This is a genomic window from Streptomyces sp. NPDC057302 (assembly GCF_042667685.1).
GTDB lineage: Bacteria > Actinomycetota > Actinomycetes > Streptomycetales > Streptomycetaceae > Streptomyces.
The window spans coordinates 28,135-48,244 of record NZ_JBHUZJ010000067.1 but is presented as its reverse complement, the minus strand read 5'-3'; the positions used below and the strand labels follow the sequence as shown (position 1 = coordinate 48,244).

General features: G+C 68.0%; 16 protein-coding genes and 1 pseudogene. 16 read left to right on the top strand and 1 reads right to left on the bottom strand.

Annotated features, from left to right (window positions below; genetic code table 11):
* The first annotated feature begins 164 nt into the window (after positions 1 to 164).
* From typA to ACFUPX_RS33320, 13 genes and pseudogenes are all read left to right on the top strand, one after another.
* The gene (gene typA / locus ACFUPX_RS33380) at positions 165 to 2,039 is read left to right on the top strand and encodes a translational GTPase TypA (protein WP_383331309.1); all 1,875 of its coding nucleotides are present in this window, start codon (positions 165 to 167) and stop codon (positions 2,037 to 2,039) included.
* Positions 2,040 to 2,684: 645 nt separating this feature from the next.
* Complete coding sequence (locus ACFUPX_RS33375) at positions 2,685 to 4,310, top strand: ABC transporter substrate-binding protein (protein WP_383331306.1); 1,626 nt, start codon at positions 2,685 to 2,687, stop codon at positions 4,308 to 4,310.
* Between the two features lie 90 nt (positions 4,311 to 4,400).
* Positions 4,401 to 5,330, top strand: coding sequence for an ABC transporter permease (locus ACFUPX_RS33370; RefSeq protein WP_383331303.1), 930 nt, complete (start codon positions 4,401 to 4,403; stop codon positions 5,328 to 5,330).
* On the top strand, positions 5,323 to 6,279 hold the full coding sequence (locus ACFUPX_RS33365) for an ABC transporter permease (protein ID WP_383331300.1): 957 nt from the start codon (positions 5,323 to 5,325) through the stop codon (positions 6,277 to 6,279). The genes ACFUPX_RS33370 and ACFUPX_RS33365 overlap by 8 nt, the downstream gene beginning before the upstream one ends.
* Before the next feature lie 11 nt (positions 6,280 to 6,290).
* Positions 6,291 to 7,352: an ABC transporter ATP-binding protein gene (locus ACFUPX_RS33360; RefSeq protein ID WP_383331297.1), complete on the top strand. Its 1,062-nt coding sequence runs from the start codon at positions 6,291 to 6,293 to the stop codon at positions 7,350 to 7,352.
* Positions 7,345 to 8,493, top strand: coding sequence for an ABC transporter ATP-binding protein (locus ACFUPX_RS33355; RefSeq protein WP_383331294.1), 1,149 nt, complete (start codon positions 7,345 to 7,347; stop codon positions 8,491 to 8,493). The genes ACFUPX_RS33360 and ACFUPX_RS33355 overlap by 8 nt, the downstream gene beginning before the upstream one ends.
* Before the next feature lie 253 nt (positions 8,494 to 8,746).
* A complete protein-coding gene (locus tag ACFUPX_RS33350; RefSeq protein WP_383331291.1) occupies positions 8,747 to 9,280 on the top strand; it encodes a SigE family RNA polymerase sigma factor in 534 nt (177 codons plus the stop codon).
* A complete protein-coding gene (locus ACFUPX_RS33345) occupies positions 9,273 to 9,929 on the top strand; it encodes a hypothetical protein (protein WP_383331288.1) in 657 nt (218 codons plus the stop codon). Before ACFUPX_RS33350 ends, ACFUPX_RS33345 begins: the two co-directional genes overlap by 8 nt.
* A gap of 141 nt (positions 9,930 to 10,070) precedes the next feature.
* Positions 10,071 to 11,702 carry an ABC transporter substrate-binding protein gene (locus ACFUPX_RS33340; RefSeq protein WP_383331285.1) on the top strand — a complete coding sequence of 544 codons (1,632 nt, stop codon included), beginning with the start codon at positions 10,071 to 10,073 and terminating at the stop codon, positions 11,700 to 11,702.
* A gap of 72 nt (positions 11,703 to 11,774) precedes the next feature.
* Positions 11,775 to 12,698: an ABC transporter permease gene (locus ACFUPX_RS33335; protein ID WP_383331282.1), complete on the top strand. Its 924-nt coding sequence runs from the start codon at positions 11,775 to 11,777 to the stop codon at positions 12,696 to 12,698.
* Positions 12,691 to 13,668, top strand: a complete 978-nt coding sequence (locus ACFUPX_RS33330; RefSeq protein ID WP_383331279.1) for an ABC transporter permease — start codon at positions 12,691 to 12,693, stop codon at positions 13,666 to 13,668. The genes ACFUPX_RS33335 and ACFUPX_RS33330 overlap by 8 nt, the downstream gene beginning before the upstream one ends.
* 6 nt (positions 13,669 to 13,674) lie before the next feature.
* Positions 13,675 to 14,721, top strand: coding sequence for an ABC transporter ATP-binding protein (locus ACFUPX_RS33325; protein ID WP_383331276.1), 1,047 nt, complete (start codon positions 13,675 to 13,677; stop codon positions 14,719 to 14,721).
* A gap of 52 nt (positions 14,722 to 14,773) precedes the next feature.
* Positions 14,774 to 15,844 (top strand): annotated as a pseudogene (locus tag ACFUPX_RS33320) (ABC transporter ATP-binding protein); the annotation flags it as partial.
* Positions 15,845 to 16,006: 162 nt separating this feature from the next.
* On the opposite strand, the gene ACFUPX_RS33315 reads toward ACFUPX_RS33320, so the two are convergent.
* Positions 16,007 to 18,190, bottom strand: a complete 2,184-nt coding sequence (locus ACFUPX_RS33315; RefSeq protein ID WP_383331273.1) for a prolyl oligopeptidase family serine peptidase — start codon at positions 18,188 to 18,190, stop codon at positions 16,007 to 16,009.
* A 149-nt stretch (positions 18,191 to 18,339) separates the two neighbouring features.
* Here ACFUPX_RS33315 and ACFUPX_RS33310 point away from each other — a divergent pair, with 149 nt between their 5' ends.
* The 3 genes from ACFUPX_RS33310 (at position 18,340) to ACFUPX_RS33300 (ending at position 20,021) form a co-directional block, all read left to right on the top strand.
* Positions 18,340 to 18,534 (top strand): hypothetical protein, encoded by a 195-nt coding sequence (locus ACFUPX_RS33310; RefSeq protein WP_383331271.1) that lies wholly within the window; start codon positions 18,340 to 18,342, stop codon positions 18,532 to 18,534.
* An 81-nt stretch (positions 18,535 to 18,615) separates the two neighbouring features.
* Positions 18,616 to 19,554, top strand: coding sequence for an N-acetyl-1-D-myo-inositol-2-amino-2-deoxy-alpha-D-glucopyranoside deacetylase (mshB, locus tag ACFUPX_RS33305; protein ID WP_383331269.1), 939 nt, complete (start codon positions 18,616 to 18,618; stop codon positions 19,552 to 19,554).
* A complete protein-coding gene (locus ACFUPX_RS33300) occupies positions 19,551 to 20,021 on the top strand; it encodes a DUF6113 family protein (RefSeq protein WP_383331266.1) in 471 nt (156 codons plus the stop codon). Before mshB ends, ACFUPX_RS33300 begins: the two co-directional genes overlap by 4 nt.
* The last annotated feature ends 89 nt before the right edge of the window (positions 20,022 to 20,110 follow it).

Sequence of the window (20,110 nt, the reverse complement as noted above, 5' to 3'; positions counted from 1 at the left end):
CCCCATAACCCCAGGTCAGACCGGTCGCGAGGGCCCCGCGGAGGTTACCTCCGCGTATGGGCCGTAGACTGGGGTGAGGCCGTGGCGTGTTGTTTGCCCGGCAGGGCACGCGTACCGGACCGTACGCGCCGCCGTCCACTCTTCCCGGGAGAAGCGCAGCTCGTATGCCCACGCGCCATGACATTCGTAATGTTGCCATCGTCGCCCACGTCGACCACGGCAAGACCACCCTGGTCGACGCCATGCTCAAGCAGGCCGGCTCCTTCGCCGCGCACGCAGCCGAGTCCCTCGACGACCGCATGATGGACTCGAACGACCTGGAGCGTGAGAAGGGCATCACAATCCTGGCCAAGAACACGGCCGTCAAGTACCACCCCAAGGATGGCGGAGACGTCATCACCATCAACATCATCGACACCCCCGGCCACGCCGACTTCGGTGGTGAGGTCGAGCGCGGCCTGTCGATGGTGGACGCGGTAGTCCTCCTCGTGGACGCCTCTGAGGGCCCGCTGCCCCAGACCCGCTTCGTGCTCCGCAAGGCCCTCTCCGCCAAGATGCCGGTCATCCTGTGCATCAACAAGACGGACCGCCCGGACTCCCGGATCGCGGAGGTCGTCGACGAGACGTACGACCTCTTCCTGGACCTGGACGCGGACGAGGACCAGATCGAGTTCCCGATCGTCTACGCCTGCGCCCGTGACGGCGTCGCCTCGCTGACCAAGCCGGAGGACGGCACCGTCCCGGCCGACAGCGACAGCCTGGAGCCGTTCTTCTCCGCGATCCTGGAGACCGTCCCGGCTCCGGAGTACGACGAGGAGGCTCCGCTCCAGGCTCACGTCACGAACCTGGACGCCGACAACTTCCTCGGCCGTATCGCCCTCTGCCGTGTCGAGCAGGGCGAGCTGCGCAAGGGCCAGACCGTCACGTGGATCAAGCGCGACGGTTCGCAGTCCAACGTCCGCATCACCGAGCTGATGATGACCGAGGCGCTCACGCGCAAGCCGGCCGAGAAGGCCGGTCCCGGTGACATCTGTGCCATCGCCGGTATCCCGGAGATCATGATCGGCGAGACCCTCGCCGACCCCGAGAACCCGATCGCGCTCCCGCTGATCACGGTCGACGAGCCCGCGATCTCCATGACCATCGGCACCAACACCTCGCCGCTCGTCGGCAAGGGCGGCAAGGGCCACAAGGTCACCGCCCGCCAGGTGAAGGACCGTCTGGACAAGGAGCTCATCGGTAACGTCTCGCTCCGTGTCCTGGACACCGAGCGTCCCGACGCCTGGGAGGTCCAGGGCCGTGGTGAGCTCGCGCTCGCCATCCTGGTCGAGCAGATGCGCCGCGAGGGCTTCGAGCTCACCGTCGGCAAGCCCGAGGTCGTCACCAAGCAGGTCGACGGCAAGACGTACGAGCCGATCGAGCGCATGACGATCGACTCGCCCGAGGAGCACCTCGGCGCCATCACGCAGCTGATGGCGACCCGCAAGGGCCGCATGGAGACGATGACCAACCACGGCTCCGGCTGGATCCGCATGGAGTGGATCGTTCCGTCGCGTGGCCTCATCGGCTTCCGTACGGAGTTCCTGACCCAGACCCGCGGCACCGGCATCGCGCACTCGATCTTCGAGGGTCACGAGCCGTGGTTCGGCGACCTGCGCACCCGTCACAACGGCTCCCTGGTGGCCGACCGCGCGGGCACGGTCACGCCGTTCGCGATGGTCAACCTCCAGGAGCGCGGTGTCATCTTCACCGAGGCCACCACCGAGGTGTACGAGGGCATGATCGTCGGTGAGAACTCGCGCGCCGACGACATGGACGTGAACATCACCAAGGAGAAGAAGCTCACCAACATGCGTGCGGCTTCCGCGGACACGACCGAGAACGTCGTGCCCGCCCGCAAGCTGTCGCTCGAGCAGTCCCTGGAGTTCTGCCGCGACGACGAGTGCATCGAGGTGACCCCGGAGACCGTGCGTATCCGCAAGGTCGTCCTGGACGCCAAGCAGCGCGGCCGCTCGGCCTCGCGCGCCAAGCACGGCTAAGGCCGGAGCAAAGCCCGGCTAAATCTTTCCGCCGGGCCCGCACGGCACAACTGCCGCCGACGCTCCGCGTATTCGGCATCTGAGGCCGGTTTCCGCCCCCTTTCGAGGGAGAGGCGGAAACCGGCCTCCCGTGCGTCTGCGGGGGATACCCCGTGCGCGGCCCTCAGCGGCACTACGCTGGCCCGGACTTCGGTCGGCGGCAGGATCCCCCCACGTTCCCTCCGTCGCGACTCTCCGCGCATCTACGCGCGTCCGCCCGGCTTCCCCCGAAACCGCCGCGAGCCGCCTTCCGCCCGGACCGCCGCAACCGGTTTTCCAGGACCATCTGTCCGGAATACGGACACCGTTGACCGTTAGATGTGTAACACGTCCGTTTCGCAACCATCTATCTCGGATCGGTTTGTCCGGATTTTGGAAGTTGTACGCACCAGGTGTGATTGAACCGAGACCAAAAGAGTGTGGTCGGGCGGTACCTCATGGCTAATAGTTGACCGCGTATAGCTCGGGTCAATGGGTCACGCGCTGTGGGGAGCGCCGACTCACGAGCACACTGGGGTACTTCGATCTACGCGCCGTCAGGGGTGTCGGCGCGGATTCCTGTACCCCCTCTTGTAGTGAACCAGTGGACTCATGAGGAGGAACCCCATGCGTGGTGCCAAGAGCGCCAAGTGGGTCGCGATAGCGGGTGTCGTGGCGCTGACGGCAACGGCCTGTGGTGGCGGCGACAGCGACAGCAAGAACAGCGGCAAGGTCGACCCCAAGGGGATCGTCAGCTACGCCAACGGCGAGCCGCAGAACGCCCTGCAGCCTTCCAACACCATGGAGGCGTACGGCAGCGTCGTCATCGACTCGCTCTTCACGGGCCTGGTCCACTACGACAAGCAGGGCAACATCACCTACGAGAACGCCGAGTCGGTCACCCCCGACAAGGACTCCAAGGTGTGGACCGTCAAGCTGAAGCCGGGCTGGAAGTTCCACAACGGTGAGGCCGTTACCGCCAAGTCGTACGTGGACGCCTGGAACTGGGCCGCCGACCCGGCGAACGGTCAGCAGAACAGCGCCTGGTACCGCGACATCGTCGGGTACGACAAGGTCCACCCCGAGAAGGGGAAGGCCAAGGCGAAGGCCATGGAGGGCCTGAAGGTCGTCGATGACAACACCTTCACCATCAAGCTGAACTCGGGCATCCCGTACTACGCGTACAAGCTCGTGTACGCGCCCTTCTACCCGCTGCCCTCGGGCGCGCTGAAGGACCCGAAGGGTTACGGCGAGAAGCCGGTCGGCAACGGCCCGTACAAGTTCAAGAGCTGGGACCACAAGAAGTCGATCCAGGTCACCGCTTGGCCGCAGTACAAGGGCTCCAACAAGCCCAAGAACGGCGGCGTGAACTTCAAGGCGTACAACAAGGACACGGCCGCGTACGCCGACCTGAAGTCGGACAACGTCGACTCGATGCCGATCGTGCCGAACAGCGAGATCGCCAACTTCAAGCAGGACTTCGGCGACCGCGCCATCGAGCAGGACTTCTCGGCGATCAACACGGTCAACTTCGCCTTCTACACCAAGCAGTGGAAGGACGTCGACGTCAAGGTCCTCCAGGGCCTCTCGATGGCGATCGACCGTGACACCATCGCGAAGACGGTGTTCAACGGCACCCGTGAGTCCGCCACCGGCTGGGTCGCCAAGGGCGTCAAGGGCTACCAGAACGACGCTTGCGGCGAGTACTGCAAGTTCGACGCCAAGAAGGCCAAGCAGTCCATCAAGGACGGCGGCGGCGTTCCGGGCAACAAGATCCAGATCCAGTACAACGCCGACCAGCCGCACAAGGACTGGGTCGTCGCGGTCTGCAACTCGATCACCAACGCGACCGGCGTCAAGTGCGTCGGTGACCCGGTGACCGACTTCGCGGCGGACACGGAGATCCGTGACCAGAAGAAGGTCAAGTCGATGTACCGCTCCGGCTGGGTGCTCGACTACCCGTTCAACGGCAACTTCCTCGCCGACCTCTACGGCACGAACGTGGACGGCAACAAGGGCGGCTTCTCGGACAAGAAGTTCGACGAGCTGACCAAGAAGGCCGACGCGGCCAAGACGATCGACGAGTCCGCGAAGCTGTACGGCGAGGCTGAGAAGCAGCTCGTCAACACCTTCCCGGGCATCCCGCTCTGGTACAACAAGACGCTCTCCGCGTACTCGAACAACGTGAAGAAGATCGAGTTCGACCAGGCCGGCGACCCGATCCTCACCGAGGTCGAGGTCTTCGAGAAGTAGCAGTCGCCGGAGTTCCGATTCCGTGTAGCGACGCCCGGCGATCCCGGGCGTCGCTGCACGGACGGCTCCGCAATGGACGGAGGCACCACCATGGGGCGTTACGTCGCGAGGCGACTGCTCCAGATGATCCCGGTCTTCATCGGGACAACCCTGCTGATCTTCCTGATGGTCAACGTGCTGCCCGGTGACCCGGTAGCGGCACTCTGGGGAGACAAGCCGCCAGACCCTGCACAGGTGGCGCAGATCAAGCACGACCGCGGGCTCGATCTGCCGCTGTGGCAGCAGTATTTCCACTACATGGGCGGTTTGCTGCAGGGCGATTTCGGCAACACCATCGCCGGTAACCGGCCGATCCTCGACGAGATCACTCAGGCCTTCCCGGTCTCCGCGCGGCTCGCCGCCATGGCCTGGACGTTCGAGCTCGTCGTCGGCATCAGCCTGGGTGTGCTGGCCGGTGTGAAGCGAGGCCGCATCCTCGACAACTCGGTGACGCTCTTCACGCTCCTCGTGATCTCCGTGCCGATCTTCGTGTTCGGCCTGTTCCTCCAGCTGATCTTCGGCAACCAGCTCGGCTGGGTCACGCCGACGGTCCAGGACTCGGAGAACTTCGGCGAGCTGATCCTGCCGGCCCTCGTGCTCGGACTCGTCGGCCTCGCGTACGTGGCGCGGCTGACCCGTACCTCGATCGCCGAGAACCGGCAGGCGGACTACATCCGTACGGCTGTCGCCAAGGGCCTGCCGCGCAAGCGGATCATCAGCAGACACCTGCTGCGCAACTCGCTGATCCCGGTGGTCACCTACCTCGGCACGGACATCGGCACCCTGATGGGTGGCGCGGTCATCACCGAGGGCATCTTCAACGTGACCGGCGTCGGAAACCTGCTCTACCGCGCGTTGTTCCAGCGCGAGGGAGCCGTCATCGTCGGCGTTGTCACCGTCCTGGTGCTCGTGTACCTCCTCGCCAGCCTGCTCGTCGACCTGCTTTACGCGGTCCTGGACCCGAGGATCCGTTATGCCTGACATCACCAAGACCGCCGCCGCCGACGAACAGGCCGTCGTCGTACCCGACGGGCCCACCGTCGCCGAGGCCGGCGAGGCGCCCGGCAAGCCGCGCAGCCTCTGGGGTGACGCGTGGCGCGACCTGCGCCGCAGGCCGCTGTTCCTCATCTCGTCGGCGCTCATCGTGGTGCTGCTGTTCGTGGCGGCCTTCCCCGGCCTGTTCACCAGCGCGAGCCCGAGCTCGGGCGACCTGACGCACCACTTCCTGCAGAAGCCCAACCTCGGTCACGTCTTCCAGGCGGACTGGTTCGGCTACGACCGGCAGGGCCGCAGCATCTACGCCCGCGTGGTCTACGGAGCACGTAACTCGATCATGGTCGGCCTCGGCGTGACCATCCTGGTCACCCTCTTCGGCGGCCTGGTCGGCATGCTCGCGGGCTACTTCGGCGGCTTCTGGGACAGCCTGCTCTCCCGGCTCATCGACGTGTTCTTCGGCATTCCGTTCCTGCTCGGCGCCATGGTCGTGCTGAACGCCTTCACCGAGCGCAACGTCTGGGTGATCACCGGCGCTCTGGCCTTCCTCGGCTGGACCCAGATCGCCCGCGTCATGCGCGGTGCGGTCATCACCACGAAGCACTCGGACTATGTGGTGGCGGCACGCGCGCTCGGAGCGGACACCAAGCGGATCCTGTTCCGGCACATCCTGCCGAACGCCCTCGCTCCGGTGATCGTCATCTCGACCATCGCGCTGGGCACGTACATCGTCGCCGAGTCGACGCTGTCGTACCTGGGCCTCGGCTTCGGCGACGACGCACTCTCGTGGGGCGGCGACATCTCCGACGCCCTCGCGGACATCCGGAACAACCCGCACACACTGATCTTCCCGGCCGGGATGCTCAGCCTCACGGTGCTGGCGTTCATCATGATGGGTGACGCCGTACGCGAAGCCCTCGACCCGAAGCTGCGCTGAGGGAGGCGTAAATGACCAGCATCGACATCAAGGAAGACTCGGTTCCCGCCCCCCGCTCGGGTGAGGAAAAGAGCGGCAGGCTGCTCGACGTCAAGGACCTGCACGTCGAGTTCCGCACCGGCGAGGGTGTGGTCAAGGCGGTCAACGGAGTCAACTACAGCGTGGACGCGGGCGAGACGCTCGCCGTCCTCGGTGAATCCGGCTCCGGCAAGTCCGTGACGGCCCAGGCCATCATGGGCATCCTCGACATGCCGCCCGGCAAGATTCCGCAGGGAGAGATCCTCTTCCGCGGCCAGGACATGCTGAAGATGTCCAACGAGGAGCGCAGGAAGATCCGCGGCCGCAAGATCGCCATGATCTTCCAGGACGCGCTGTCCTCGCTGAACCCCGTGCTCTCGGTGGGCTACCAGCTCGGCGAGATGTTCCGGGTGCACGACGGCGTCAGCCGCAAGGTCGCGAAGGCCAAGGCCATCGAGCTGATGGAGCGGGTGAAGATCCCGGCCGCCAAGGAGCGGGTGAACGACTACCCGCACCAGTTCTCCGGCGGTATGCGCCAGCGCATCATGATCGCGATGGCGCTCGCCCTGGAGCCGGACCTGATCATCGCGGACGAGCCCACCACGGCGCTCGACGTGACGGTCCAGGCGCAGGTCATGGACCTGCTGGCCGACCTTCAGCGCGAGTACAACATGGGTCTGATCCTCATCACCCACGACCTGGGTGTGGTCGCGGACGTCGCCGACAAGATCGCGGTGATGTACGCGGGCCGGATCGTCGAGACGGCCCCGGTCCACGAGCTCTACAAGCGCCCCGCGCACCCGTACACGCGCGGTCTGCTCGAGTCGATTCCCCGGCTCGACCAGAAGGGCCAGGAGCTCTACGCGATCAAGGGCCTGCCGCCCAACCTGCTCCACATCCCGCCGGGTTGCGCCTTCAACCCGCGCTGCCCCAAGGCGCAGGACATCTGCCGTACGGATGTTCCGCCCCTGGTGCAGGTGGCCGAACAGGACGGCGCGGAGCTGCCGGGCCGCGGCAGCGCGTGCCACTTCTGGAAGGAGACGATCCATGGCTGAGCTCAACAAGAATGACGAGCCTCAGGACGCGACCCCGAACGTCTCCGAGGTGGAGACGGTCGACGTGGCCACCGCCGAGGAGGCCGTGGCGGCCATCGAGGCGCCGGTGGAGCGCGGCGAGCCGATCCTCCAGGTCCGCAACCTGGTCAAGCACTTCCCGCTCACGCAGGGAATCCTGATCAAGAAGCAGATCGGCGCGGTCAAGGCGGTCGACGGCATCTCCTTCGACCTCTACCAGGGCGAGACCCTCGGCATCGTGGGCGAGTCCGGCTGTGGCAAGTCCACGGTCGCCAAGCTCCTGATGACCCTGGAGCGCGCCACGGCGGGCGAGGTCTTCTACAAGGGCCAGGACATCACCAAGCTGTCCGGGCGCGCGCTGAAGGCGGTCCGCCGCAACATCCAGATGGTGTTCCAGGACCCGTACACGTCGCTCAACCCGCGTATGACGGTGGGCGACATCATCGGGGAGCCCTTCGAGATCCACCCCGAGGTGGCTCCTAAGGCCTCGCGCCGCCAGAAGGTCCAGGACCTCCTGGACGTGGTGGGCCTGAACCCGGAGTACATCAACCGCTACCCGCACCAGTTCTCGGGCGGCCAGCGCCAGCGCATCGGCATCGCCCGAGGCCTGGCCCTGAACCCCGAGATCATCATCTGCGACGAGCCGGTCTCGGCCCTGGACGTGTCCGTCCAGGCCCAGGTCATCAACCTGATGGCGAAGCTGCAGGACGAGTTCAACCTCTCGTACCTCTTCATCGCGCACGACCTGTCGATCGTCCGGCACATCTCGGACCGCGTGGGCGTGATGTACCTCGGCAAGATGGCGGAGATCGGCTCCGACGAGCAGATCTACGAGCACCCGACGCACCCGTACACGCAGGCGCTGCTCTCGGCCGTCCCGGTGCCGGACCCCGAGGCGCGCGAGGGCCGCGAGCGGATCATCCTCACCGGCGACGTCCCGTCCCCGGCGAACCCGCCCTCGGGCTGCCGCTTCCGCACCCGCTGCTGGAAGGCGGAGGCGAAGTGCGCGGAGGAGACCCCGCTGCTCGCGATCCCGCAGCAGTTCGCGGGCCAGAACACTCCGGCGGCGCACGAGTCGGCGTGCCACTTCGCGGAGGAGAAGGACGTCGTGCACGCGGCGTAAAGCCCGGAAGCCATGATTCTGCCCCGTCGGCCTTGATGGCCGGCGGGGCAGAGTCATTTCCTGCCGGGCCGACTACCGGACCTTGCCCCAGGTTGACTACGCGGCTTCTGTGCCCTTTTGAGAAAGTCTGCGCCCTTCTGGGGAAGAGGGTCGGAAAGTAGTTCGTAACGTCCGCGGCAGCCCGAGCGTGTTCAGGGCAGGAGCGGCGAGCGGGACGGGCGAGCCGTGGGAGCGACGGACGGGACGGGGGACGATGACGAGGCGCTCGACGGAGTTGGGGCACGCCGCGGAGTTCGACGCGTTCTACGCCGCCACCGCCAAGAGGCTGGTCGCCGCGGTCTATGCGATGACCGGTGATCTGGCGGAGGCGGAGGACGCGGTGCAGGAGGCGTATGTGCGGGCCTGGCAGCGGTGGGAGCGGCTGACACGGGAGGGGGATCCGTTGCCGTGGGTGCGGACGGTGGCTTCGCGGCTCGCGATCAGCACGTGGCGCAGGACACGCAACCGGCTGCGGGCGCAGCTGAGGCACGGCGCCGCTGCGGACGTACCCGAGCTGTCCGCCGACCGGGTGGCGTTGGTGGAGGCGCTGCGTGAACTGCCGTCGCAGCACCGGCAGGTGGTGGTGCTGCATCACCTGCTCGATCTCCCCGTGGAACAGGTGGCCCGGGAGACGGGCGCGTCCAACGGGGCGGTCCGCACCCGGCTGAGCCGGGCCCGCAAGGCGCTGGGGGAGCGCCTGACCGACACGACTGCTTTCACCGCGGAAGGAGCGGCCCACCATGGCTGAGGTCGAAGAGCTGCTGGACGACGTCACGGTACGGATGCCGAGCGGGGCGGAGCTGCGGGTGCGAGGGGAGCGGCGGACCATGCGGAGGCGGGCCGCCGGGGGAGCGGCTGCCGCGGCGGTGATGGCGGGGGCGCTCGTGTGGGGCGTGGCTTCCGGGGGAGGGGGCGGCGACGGCAGCGAGGTGCGGCCGGCGGCCACGCCCACGAAGAATCCGTTCATGGTGGGCGGTGTGGTGCGCCTGCTCTCTCCGGAGCTGATGCCGCAGGCCGCGAAATGGCACTGGAAGGGGCACGAGGAGCAGGAGATGCTGGACCTGCCGCTGCCGAAGGTGGGCGGCGACAACAGCTGCCCGGGGTCGAACGCCGCACGGAAGGCGCCGAACCAGGTCCAGTACGGCACGGAGTACTACAGCGACAAGGGCGCCACCAGCAGGCAGCGCGTCACCGAGTACGACAGCGCGTCCGTCGCGGCGGACGAGGTGTCCCTCCTTCGTCGGACGCTGACCGAGTGCGGACTGCGGGAGCACACGGAGGGTCGGACCCCCTACTGGTCCGGCACCACCGAGTCCTCCTCGCGGCTCCGGGTCAGCGTCGAGCGGTGGCGCGGCTGGATCTCCGTGGTGGAGGTGGAGGCGGACGAGCGTGGCTGACGGCGACGCCCTCCCGGGGGGAGGCATCCGAGGGTTTCCCGGACCTACTGGCCCCAGAAAGCCCCCATAAAGATGCGCAGCCCCCCGCATTGCGGTGTATTTGGGCCTAAGTGAGACTCAGGCCTGAAAGGGAGGCTCTCCATGCGTGGAGCCACGCACGCCAAGTGGGCCGCATGTGCGGTGACCGTCGCCCTCGCGGCGACCGCCTGTGGTGGAGGCGGGGACAGCGGCGGTGGCGGCGACGGCTCCGGGATCGTGGGCTCCTCCTGGGGGGATCCGCAGAACCCGCTGGAGCCCGCCAACACCAATGAGGTGCAGGGCGGCAAGGTGCTCGACATGCTCTTCCGGGGTCTCATGCGGTACGACCCGGAGACCGGCGAGGCCAAGAACATGGTCGCCGACAAGATCGACACCAAGGATTCGCAGAACTTCACCGTGAAGATCAAGAGCGGCTGGAAGTTCAGCAATGGCGAGAAGGTCACCGCCAAGTCCTTCGTCGACGCCTGGAATTACGGCGCCCATCTGAAGAACAACCAGAAGAACGCCTACTTCTTCGGCTATATCGAGGGCTACGACAAGGTCCACCCGGAGAAGGGTGACGCCACGGCCGACAAGCTCTCCGGGCTGAAGGTCGTCGACGACACCAGCTTCACCGTCAAGCTCACCCAGAAGTTCTCCACCTGGCCCAAGACCCTCGGCTATCCGGCCTTCGCGCCGCTGCCCAAGGCGTTCTACGACGACCACGACGCATGGCTCGCCAAGCCCGTCGGCAATGGTCCGTACACCATTGAGTCCTACGACAAGGGCTCCAAGATGGCCCTTCGCAAGTGGGACAAGTACAGCGGTGAGGACAAGGCGAAGAACGGCGGTGTGGATCTCAAGGTCTACACCGATAACAACACCGCCTATACGGATCTCATGGCGGGCAACCTCGACCTCGTCGACGACGTTCCCGCGTCGCAGCTCAAGAACGCCAAGAGCGACCTGGGTGACCGCTACATCAACACCCCCGCGGGCATCATTCAGACGCTCGCCTTTCCGTTCTACGACAGCAAGTGGTCCAAGGACGGGATGGAGAAGGTCCGTCAGGGACTCTCCATGGCGATCAACCGTGAGCAGATCACCGAGACCATCTTCCAGAAGACCCGCACCCCGGCCACCGACTGGACGTCCCCGGTGCTCGGCGAGGCCGGCGGCTACAAGTCCGGGCTCTGCGGTGACCCCTGCAAGTACGACGCCGCGAAGGCGAAGAAGCTGGTCGCGGACGGTGGCGGCATTCCCGGCGGCACGCTGAAGATCACGTACAACGCGGACACCGGCTCGCACAAGGAATGGGTCGACGCGGTCTGCAACTCCATCAACAAGGCCCTCGGGAACGACAAGGCCTGTGTCGGAAATCCCGTCGGCACCTTCGCCGACTTCCGCAGCAAGGCCTCCCAGCAGAAGCTGGACGGCGCCTGGCGCGCGGGCTGGCAGATGGATTACCCGCTGATCCAGAACTTCCTGCAGCCGCTGTACTACACGGACGCCCCGTCCAACGACGGAAAGTGGTCCGACAAGAAATTCGACGGGCTCGTCGACAAGGCCAACGCGGAGACCGACACCGGGAAGGCCGTCTCCACCTTCCAGGACGCCGAGAAGGTGCTCGCCGAACAGATGGCGGTCATCCCGCTCTGGTACCAGAACGGCAGCGCCGGCTACTCGGACAAGGTCTCCGACGTGAAGCTGAACCAGTTCAGCGTCCCGGTCTACAACGAGATCAAGGTCAACTGAGGCCCAGGGAGCGGTCGTCCGGCATGAGCGAATGCGCGCCGGACGACCGCTTCCGCTACTTCCGGAGCCCTCATGGGACGTTATGTGATCCGGCGTCTGCTGCAGATGATCCCGGTCTTCTTCGGCGCCACGCTGCTGATCTTCCTGATGGTGAACGTGATGGGCGACCCCATCGCGGGCCTCTGCGGAGACCGAAAGTGCGACCCCGCGACGGCCGCTCAGCTGAAGAAGGAGTTCGGCCTCGACAAGCCCGTGTGGCAGCAATACGCGACCTACATGGGCAATGTATTCACCGGTGACTTCGGTACCGCCTTCAACGGGCAGAAGGTCACCGAGCTGATGTCGACGGCTTTCCCGCTCACGATCCGCCTGACGCTCGTCGCGATCGTCTTCGAGATCGTCATCGGGATTTCCCTCGGCGTGGTGACCGGACTGCGGCGCGGGCGGCCCATCGACACCGTCGTCCTGCTCCTGACGCTCGTCGTCATCGCCATTCCCACCTTCGTCACCGGTCTGCTGCTCCAGCTGCTGCTCGGCGTCGAATGGGGCGTGATGAAACCCTCCGTCTCCTCGGAGGCGCCCCTGGGCGAACTCATCGTGCCGGGGCTCGTGCTCGCCTCGGTCTCCCTGGCGTACGTCACCCGCCTCACCCGGACCTCCATCGCCGAGAACCGCCGCGCCGACTACGTCCGCACGGCCATCGCGAAGGGGCTGCCCAGGCGCCGCGTCATCACCCGGCATCTGCTGCGCAATTCACTCATCCCGGTGGTCACCTTCATCGGCACGGACATCGGCGCGCTGATGGGCGGCGCGATCGTCACCGAGCGGATCTTCAACATCCACGGCGTCGGATTCCAGCTCTACCAGGGGATTCTGCGGCAGAGCACCCAGACCGTCGTCGGCTTCGTGACCGTCCTCGTCCTCGTCTTCCTGGTGGCCAACCTCATCGTCGACCTCCTGTACGCCGTACTCGACCCGAGGATCCGTTATGCCTGAACCCCGAGAGCCAGACGGAGCCATCGCCCCGACCGGTGCGGGCGGCGCGATGGACCTCGCGGCGACCGAGGGGGCGACACTGGAGAAGACGCCCGGCGGGCCCGCCGGGACCGGCCCCTCGGCCCCGGCCCGCAGCCTGTGGTCCGACGCCTGGCGCGAGCTGCGGCGGAACCCGATCTTCATCATCTCGGCCCTCATCATTCTCTTCCTCGTCGTCATCTCCCTCTGGCCGTCCGCGATCGCCTCCGGCAATCCGCTCGACTGCGACCTCGCCAACGCCCAGAAGAGCTCCACCGCCGGCCACCCCTTCGGCTTCGACGGACAGGGCTGCGACGTCTACACCCGGACCGTGTACGGGGCCCGCGCCTCGGTCACCGTCGGCGTCTGCGCCACGCTCGGCGTCGCGATCCTGGGCAGCGTGCTGGGCGGCCTCGCGGGGTTCTTCGGCGGGTTCTGGGACGCGATCCTCTCCCGGATCACCGACGTCTTCTTCGCCATCCCCGTCGTACTCGGCGGCTTGGTGCTCCTGTCGGTCGTCACCAGCAACACCGTCTGGCCGGTGATCGGCTTCATGGTCCTGCTCGGCTGGCCGCAGCTCTCGCGCATCGCCCGCGGATCCGTCATCACCGCCAAGCAGAACGACTACGTCCAGGCGGCGCGGGCCCTCGGCGCCTCCAACTCGCGGATGCTGCTGAGGCACATCGCGCCGAACGCGGTCGCTCCGGTCATCGTGGTCGCCACCATCGCGCTCGGCACGTACATCGCCCTGGAGGCGACCCTCTCGTACCTCGGCGTGGGCCTGAAGCCGCCCACCGTGAGCTGGGGCATCGACATCTCGGCCGCATCCCAGTACATCCGCAACGCCCCGCACATGCTGCTCTGGCCCGCCGGAGCCCTGGCGATCACCGTGCTCGCGTTCATCATGCTCGGCGACGCGGTGCGCGACGCCCTCGACCCCAAGCTGAGGTAGGCGCCCATGGCAACCGTGGCATCCGAGGCATCAGCGGCGCCCACCCCGGAAGCGTCCAAGCTGCTCGAAGTGCGCGATCTGCACGTGGAGTTCCGGACCAGGGACGGCGTGGCCAAGGCCGTCAACGGCGTCGACTACACCGTCAGCGAGGGTGAGACGCTCGCCGTGCTCGGCGAGTCCGGGTCCGGCAAGTCCGTGACCGCGCAGGCCATCATGGGCATCCTCGACATGCCGCCCGGAAAGATCACCGGGGGAGAGATCCTCTTCAAGGGCCAGGACCTCCTGAAGCTCAAGGCGGAGGAGCGCCGCAAGACGCGCGGCACGGGCATGGCGATGATCTTCCAGGACGCCCTGTCGTCGCTGAACCCGGTGCTCAGCGTCGGCCAGCAGCTAGGCGAGATGTACGTCGTCCACCAGGGAATGTCCCGCAAGGACGCCAAGGTCAAGGCGATCGAGCTGATGGACCGGGTGCGCATCCCGGCCGCGAAGGAACGGGTCGGGCAGTACCCGCACCAGTTCAGCGGCGGCATGCGCCAGCGCATCATGATCGCCATGGCGATGGCGCTCGAACCCTCGCTGATCATCGCCGACGAACCGACCACCGCCCTGGACGTGACCGTCCAGGCCCAGGTGATGGACCTGCTCGCCGAGCTCCAGCGCGAGCTGAACATGGGCCTGATCCTCATCACCCACGACCTGGGCGTCGTGGCGGACGTCGCCGACAACATCGCCGTCATGTACGCGGGCCGCATCGTCGAGAAGGCCCCCGTCCACGAGATCTACAAGGCCCCCGCGCACCCGTACACCCGCGGCCTCCTGGAATCCATCCCGCGCCTGGACCAGAAGGGCCAGGAGCTCTACGCGATCAAGGGCCTGCCGCCCAACCTCATGAACATCCCGCCGGGCTGCGCCTTCAACCCCCGCTGCCCGATGGCGCAGGACGTCTGCAGGACCGATGTGCCGCCGCTCGCCGACGTGACGTACGAAGGCCTGGCCGCCGACCGCAAGAGCGCCTGCCACTTCTGGAAGGAGACGCTCCATGCCTCGTGGTGAGCACATCAGCAAGAAGCAGCTCGAGGACGAGGGCGAGACCGCACGGCAGCTGATGCACAAGGCGCGGGCGGAGCAGGAGTTCGCCGCGCACGGCTCGGCCTCGGGCCACGAGCCGATCCTCCAGGTGCGCGGTCTGGTCAAGCACTACCCGCTCACCCAGGGCATCGTCATCCGCAAGCAGGTCGGCGCGGTCAAGGCAGTGGACGGCGTCGACTTCGACCTCGACCAGGGCGAGACGCTCGGCATCGTGGGGGAGTCCGGCTGCGGCAAGTCGACGGTCGCGAAGATGCTGGTGAACCTGGAGCGGCCGACGGCGGGCGAGATCCGCTACAAGGGCGAGGACATCAGCAAGCTGTCGGGACGCGCCCTGAAGGCCGTGCGCCGCAACATCCAGATGGTCTTCCAGGACCCCTACACCTCGCTGAACCCCCGGATGACGGTCGGCGACATCATCGGGGAGCCGTACGAGATCCACCCCGAGGTCGCGCCGAAGGGCTCGCGGCGGCAGAAGGTGCAGGAGCTCCTTGACGTGGTCGGGCTGAATCCCGAGTACATCAACCGCTATCCGCACCAGTTCTCCGGCGGCCAGCGCCAGCGGATCGGGATCGCGCGGGGTCTCGCGCTGCGGCCCGAGATCATCGTGGCGGACGAGCCGGTGTCGGCGCTGGACGTCTCGGTCCAGGCGCAGGTGGTGAACCTCCTGGACCAGCTGCAGAAGGACTTCGACCTGTCGTACGTGTTCATCGCCCACGACCTGTCGATCGTGCGGCACATCTCCGATCGGGTGGGTGTGATGTACCTCGGCCGGATCGTGGAGATCGGCTCCGACGAGGAGATCTACGAGCATCCGACGCATCCGTACACGCAGGCGCTGCTCTCCGCCGTGCCGGTGCCCGATCCCGAGGCGCGGGACCATCGGGAGCGGATCATCCTGAGCGGGGACGTCCCTTCGCCTGCCAATCCGCCGTCGGGCTGCCGCTTTCGTACGCGGTGCTGGAAGGCGCAGGAGCGGTGCGCGCTGGAGGTGCCGGTGCTGGCCGTTCCGGCGGAGTTCCGCGGGGTCACGGGGCCGGCGGCGCATGACTCCGCGTGCCACTTCGCGGAGGAGAAGCAGGTCGTGCCGTAGAAGAGCGTCCGCGAGCAGCCCGCTCCTGCCTTAACAAGAGGGCAATCGGGCCGTCGCGCCGGCGATATACGCCCCCGGCAGGGTGAGGAACGTACGGCCGTGCGGGTGCCGTAGACCGGCCGGGGCAAGCCATGTCGCCCCGGCCGGTCGCCGTACCGCCTAGGCGCGGGCGAGGCCCAGCGAGCGCTTCAGGAAGTCGACCTGGAGCAGCAGCAGATTCTCCGCCACCTGTTCCTGCGGGGTCATGTGCGTGACCCCGGAGAGGGGAAGGACCTCGTGCGGGCGGCCCGCGGCAAGGAGCGCCGAGGAGAGGCGCAGCGCGTGCGCCACCACCACGTTGTCGTCCGCGAGGCCGTGCACGATCATCAGCGGGCGGTGGGGCACCTCAGGGGCCACCAGGCCCTCCTCGGTGACCAGGGAGCTCAGGGCGTACGGAGCCGGGTCCTCGGCGGGGTTCCCCAGGTACCGCTCCGTGTAGTGCGTGTCGTACAGCTGCCAGTCCGTCACCGGCGCCCCCGCCACCCCCGCGTGGAAGACGTCGGGGCGGCGCAGGACCGCGAGCCCGGCGAGGTAACCGCCGTAGGACCAGCCCCGGATGGCGACCCGGTCCAGGTCCAGGGGGAAGGAAGCGGCGAGCCCCTGGAGCGCGTCCACCTGGTCGTCCAGGGTCAGGGTGAAGTCACGCCGGATCGCCTTCTCCCAGGCGGGGGAGCGGCCCGGAGTGCCCCGGCCGTCCGCGACGACCACCGCGAAGCCCTGGTCGGCGAACCACTGGGACGTCAGGTAGGGATTGTGGGCCGCGAGGACCCGCTGGCCGTGCGGCCCGCCGTACGGATCGAGGAGCACGGGCAGGGGGCCCGAACCCTCCTGGTAATCCGTGGGGAGCAGGACGGCGCACGGGATCTTGCGTGCGCCCCCCTCGGTGAGGGTCACGCGCGGCGTGAGCCCCGGATGCTGGGCGTATGAGGCGACGGTCGCCACCTGCTTGCCCTCGCGCAGTACCTGGACGCGGGAGCCCGGCTGGTCGAGGGTGGCCGACACGAGGACCGTGAGGCCGCCCGAGCGGACCGCCGAGTGCACGCCGGGTTCCGGGGAGACCCGCTCGACGCCCAGTTCGTTGACCCGGTAGACGTGCACCTCGCCGGTCTCCGGGACCGCCGCGGCCTCGCCCGCCGACGCCGAGATCAGCACGTCGTCGTCCGCCACGTCGAGCACCGCGCGGACGTGCAACTGGGGTCCGGTGAGCGGGCGTTCGCCCACCGCCAGGACGCGCGCGCCGCCCTCGTCCACGATCCGCACCAGCCTCCCGCTGGGGGACCAGGAGGGGGCGCCGGGGAAGAGTTCGAGCCACTGCGGGTCCTCTTCCGCGTGCACCATGCGGGTCGAGCCGTCGTCCGGGTCGACCGCCAGGTAGAGCTGGCTGAGCTGGTCCCGGGACTGGACCAGGAGCAGCGGCGCCCCGGCCGACGACCAGTGCACCCGCGCCAGGTACGGGTAGCGGGCGCGGTCCCACATCACCTCGGTGCGCGCGCCGTCCAGGTCGACGACGAAGAGCCGTACGTCGGCGTTGGCCGTGCCCGCCGCCGGGTACGCGACCCGCGAGGGCTCCGTCTCCGGGTGCGCGGGATCGGCGATCCACCAGCGCCGCACCGGGGCGTCGTCGGCGCGTGCGACCAGGAGGCGGTCCGATTCGGGGGACCACCAAAAGCCCCGCGAACGCTGCATCTCCTCGGCCGCGATGAACTCCGCGAGGCCGTACGTCACCGTCTCCTTCTCGACGGAGTCCGGCTCCGGCGCCACCAGGGCCCGGTCGCCCTCCCCGTCGGCGCCGGTGACCCGCAGGGCGCCCCCGGCGACGTACGCGATGTGGCGGCCGTCGGGAGAGGGGCGGGGGTCTATCACCGGCGTGGGAGTGGGCAGTTCGCGGGCCGTGCCCGCGCGCAGCTCCGCCGCGAAGAGCCGCCCGGAGAGGGCGAAGGCGGCGAGCTCCACCGCCGCGTCCGTCGCGTAGCCCACGATGCCCGCGCCGCCCTCGCGGCTGCGCTCACGGCGGGCGCGCTCCTCGGCGGAGAGGCGCTCGACCGCGCCCTTCAGGAGAGTCTGCGGATCGGCCGCGACACGCTCGGCCGCGCCGTCCGCCAGGTCCAGGACCCAGAGTTGGCTGGCCCGGTCGGTGCCGGACGACGAGCGCAGGAAGGCCACGCGCGACCCGTCCGGCGCCACCGTGAACGCGCGGGGCGCACCGAGAGTGAAACGTTGCGTGCGGGCGTGCAGGCGAGGGAAGGAGAGCCGCTGCGCCTGACTCTCGGTGTGCCCGGCGGATCCGGGCGTCTCGGTGGTCATCCTCCGAGCCTAGAGGGCATGCGCCCCCTCGTGCTGCCGTGCTCCGAGTCATGCGGCCCCACGGATAGTTATGATCCGTAGCGCTTAGTGGGTATGTACCTGCTGGCGTTCGCACTGGTGCAGGGTCTGGGACTTGGAGGTGAGCCGCCGTGGCACTCTCGATTTCGGCGGTGGTGCTACTGGCGGTCATTGTCTTCCTCCTGGTCAAGAAATCAGGGTTGAAGACGGGCCACATGATCGTCTGCGTGCTGCTCGGGTTCTATCTCGCGAGCTCTTCCATCGCACCGACGATCAATGAGCTGACGACGAACGTGGCGGGGATGATCGGCGACATCAAGTTCTGATCGGTTCGCGGCGCGTTCTGATCGGTGCGCGGGGTGCGCCGGGTGCACAGGGTGCCCGTAGGGGCCTCGTAGGGTGGTCCCATGACGGAACTGCCCGCCCGGCGTCTGCTGCTCGTGCACGCGCACCCCGACGACGAGTCGATCAACAATGGCGCGACGATGGCCAAGTACGTGGCCGACGGCGCCCATGTCACGTTGGTGACCTGCACGCTGGGCGAGGAGGGCGAGGTCATCCCGCCCGGACTCGCCCACCTGGCGGCCGACCGCGAGGACGCGCTCGGCCCGCGGCGCATCGGCGAGCTGGCCGCCGCGATGAAGGAGCTGGGCGTCACCGACCACCGGTTCCTGGGCGCCGCGGGCCGCTACCGCGACTCCGGGATGATGGGCATCGAGCAGAACCACCGGGCGGGCGCCTTCTGGTCCGCCGATCTCGATGCCGCGGCGGCGGACCTCGTCGAGGTGATCCGCGAGGTGCGTCCGCAGGTGCTCGTGACGTACGACCCGGACGGCGGATACGGCCACCCCGATCACATCCAGGCCCACCGGGTCGCGATGCGCGCCGCGGACCTCGCGGCCGAGGGAGCCTTCCGCGCGGATCTCGGCGCACCGCACACCATCGGCAAGATCTACTGGAACCGTGCGCCGCGCTCCGTCGTCGAAGAGCGGTTCCGGTGGATGGAGGGCGCCCTGCGGCACTCGCCGTTCACGACCCCCGGCGTGGTCGCGGACGTGCCCGGTGTGACGGACGACGCACGCATCACGGCGGAGATCGACGGGACCGCCTTCGCGCGGGCCAAGGCCGCGGCGATGCGCGCGCACGCCACACAGATCGAGGTACAGGGTCCGCTCTTCGTCCTGTCGAACGGGCTCGCGCAGCCGATCTTTGACGTGGAGTACTACGAGTTGGTGCGAGGAGAGGCCGGTGCGGTGGACGACGGCGGGCGAGACGACGGCGGGCGAGAGACGGATCTGTTCGCGGGGCTCGAAGACGCTGGGCGCGAAGGGGTGACGGCGCTGTGAGCAATCGTTCGCGTGCGACGTCGTCGTCGGCGTCCGGGTCACGGGCAGGCTCGTCCTCGGCGGCCGCTCCGCCGGGCGGCAGCGCACTCGCCCAGCCGCTCGATTTCGGTCGTATCGCCTCCTACGGGGGCCTCTTCGTCCTCGGCGCGGTCATCGGCGCGGCCGGCGCGCTCGTCCAAGGGGGCTGGTTCCCCGGCGGGTTGCTGCTCGCGCTCCTCGGGGCCGCGGGGCTCTTCCACGGAGGGGTGCGCGCCATCGGCACCAGAGCGGGGGCGGTGGCGCCCGCGGCGGGCTGGCTCGTCGCCGTCATGCTGCTCACGGCCAGTCGGCCCGAGGGGGACTTCCTCTTCGGCGCCGGACTCGGGTCGTACGCCTTCCTGCTGGGCGGAATGGCGGTCGCTGTGATGTGTGCCACCCTCGGTCAGCGACCGCAACCAGGCGGGCCCGCTGCCCGACTTGGCAAGTGACGTACCACTTCAGCCCGTGCCCGGCACGGGTTTGACGGCGGTCACAGGATGAGTGCCGACGGCGGCCAGTATGGTGGTGCGCGCCGCCG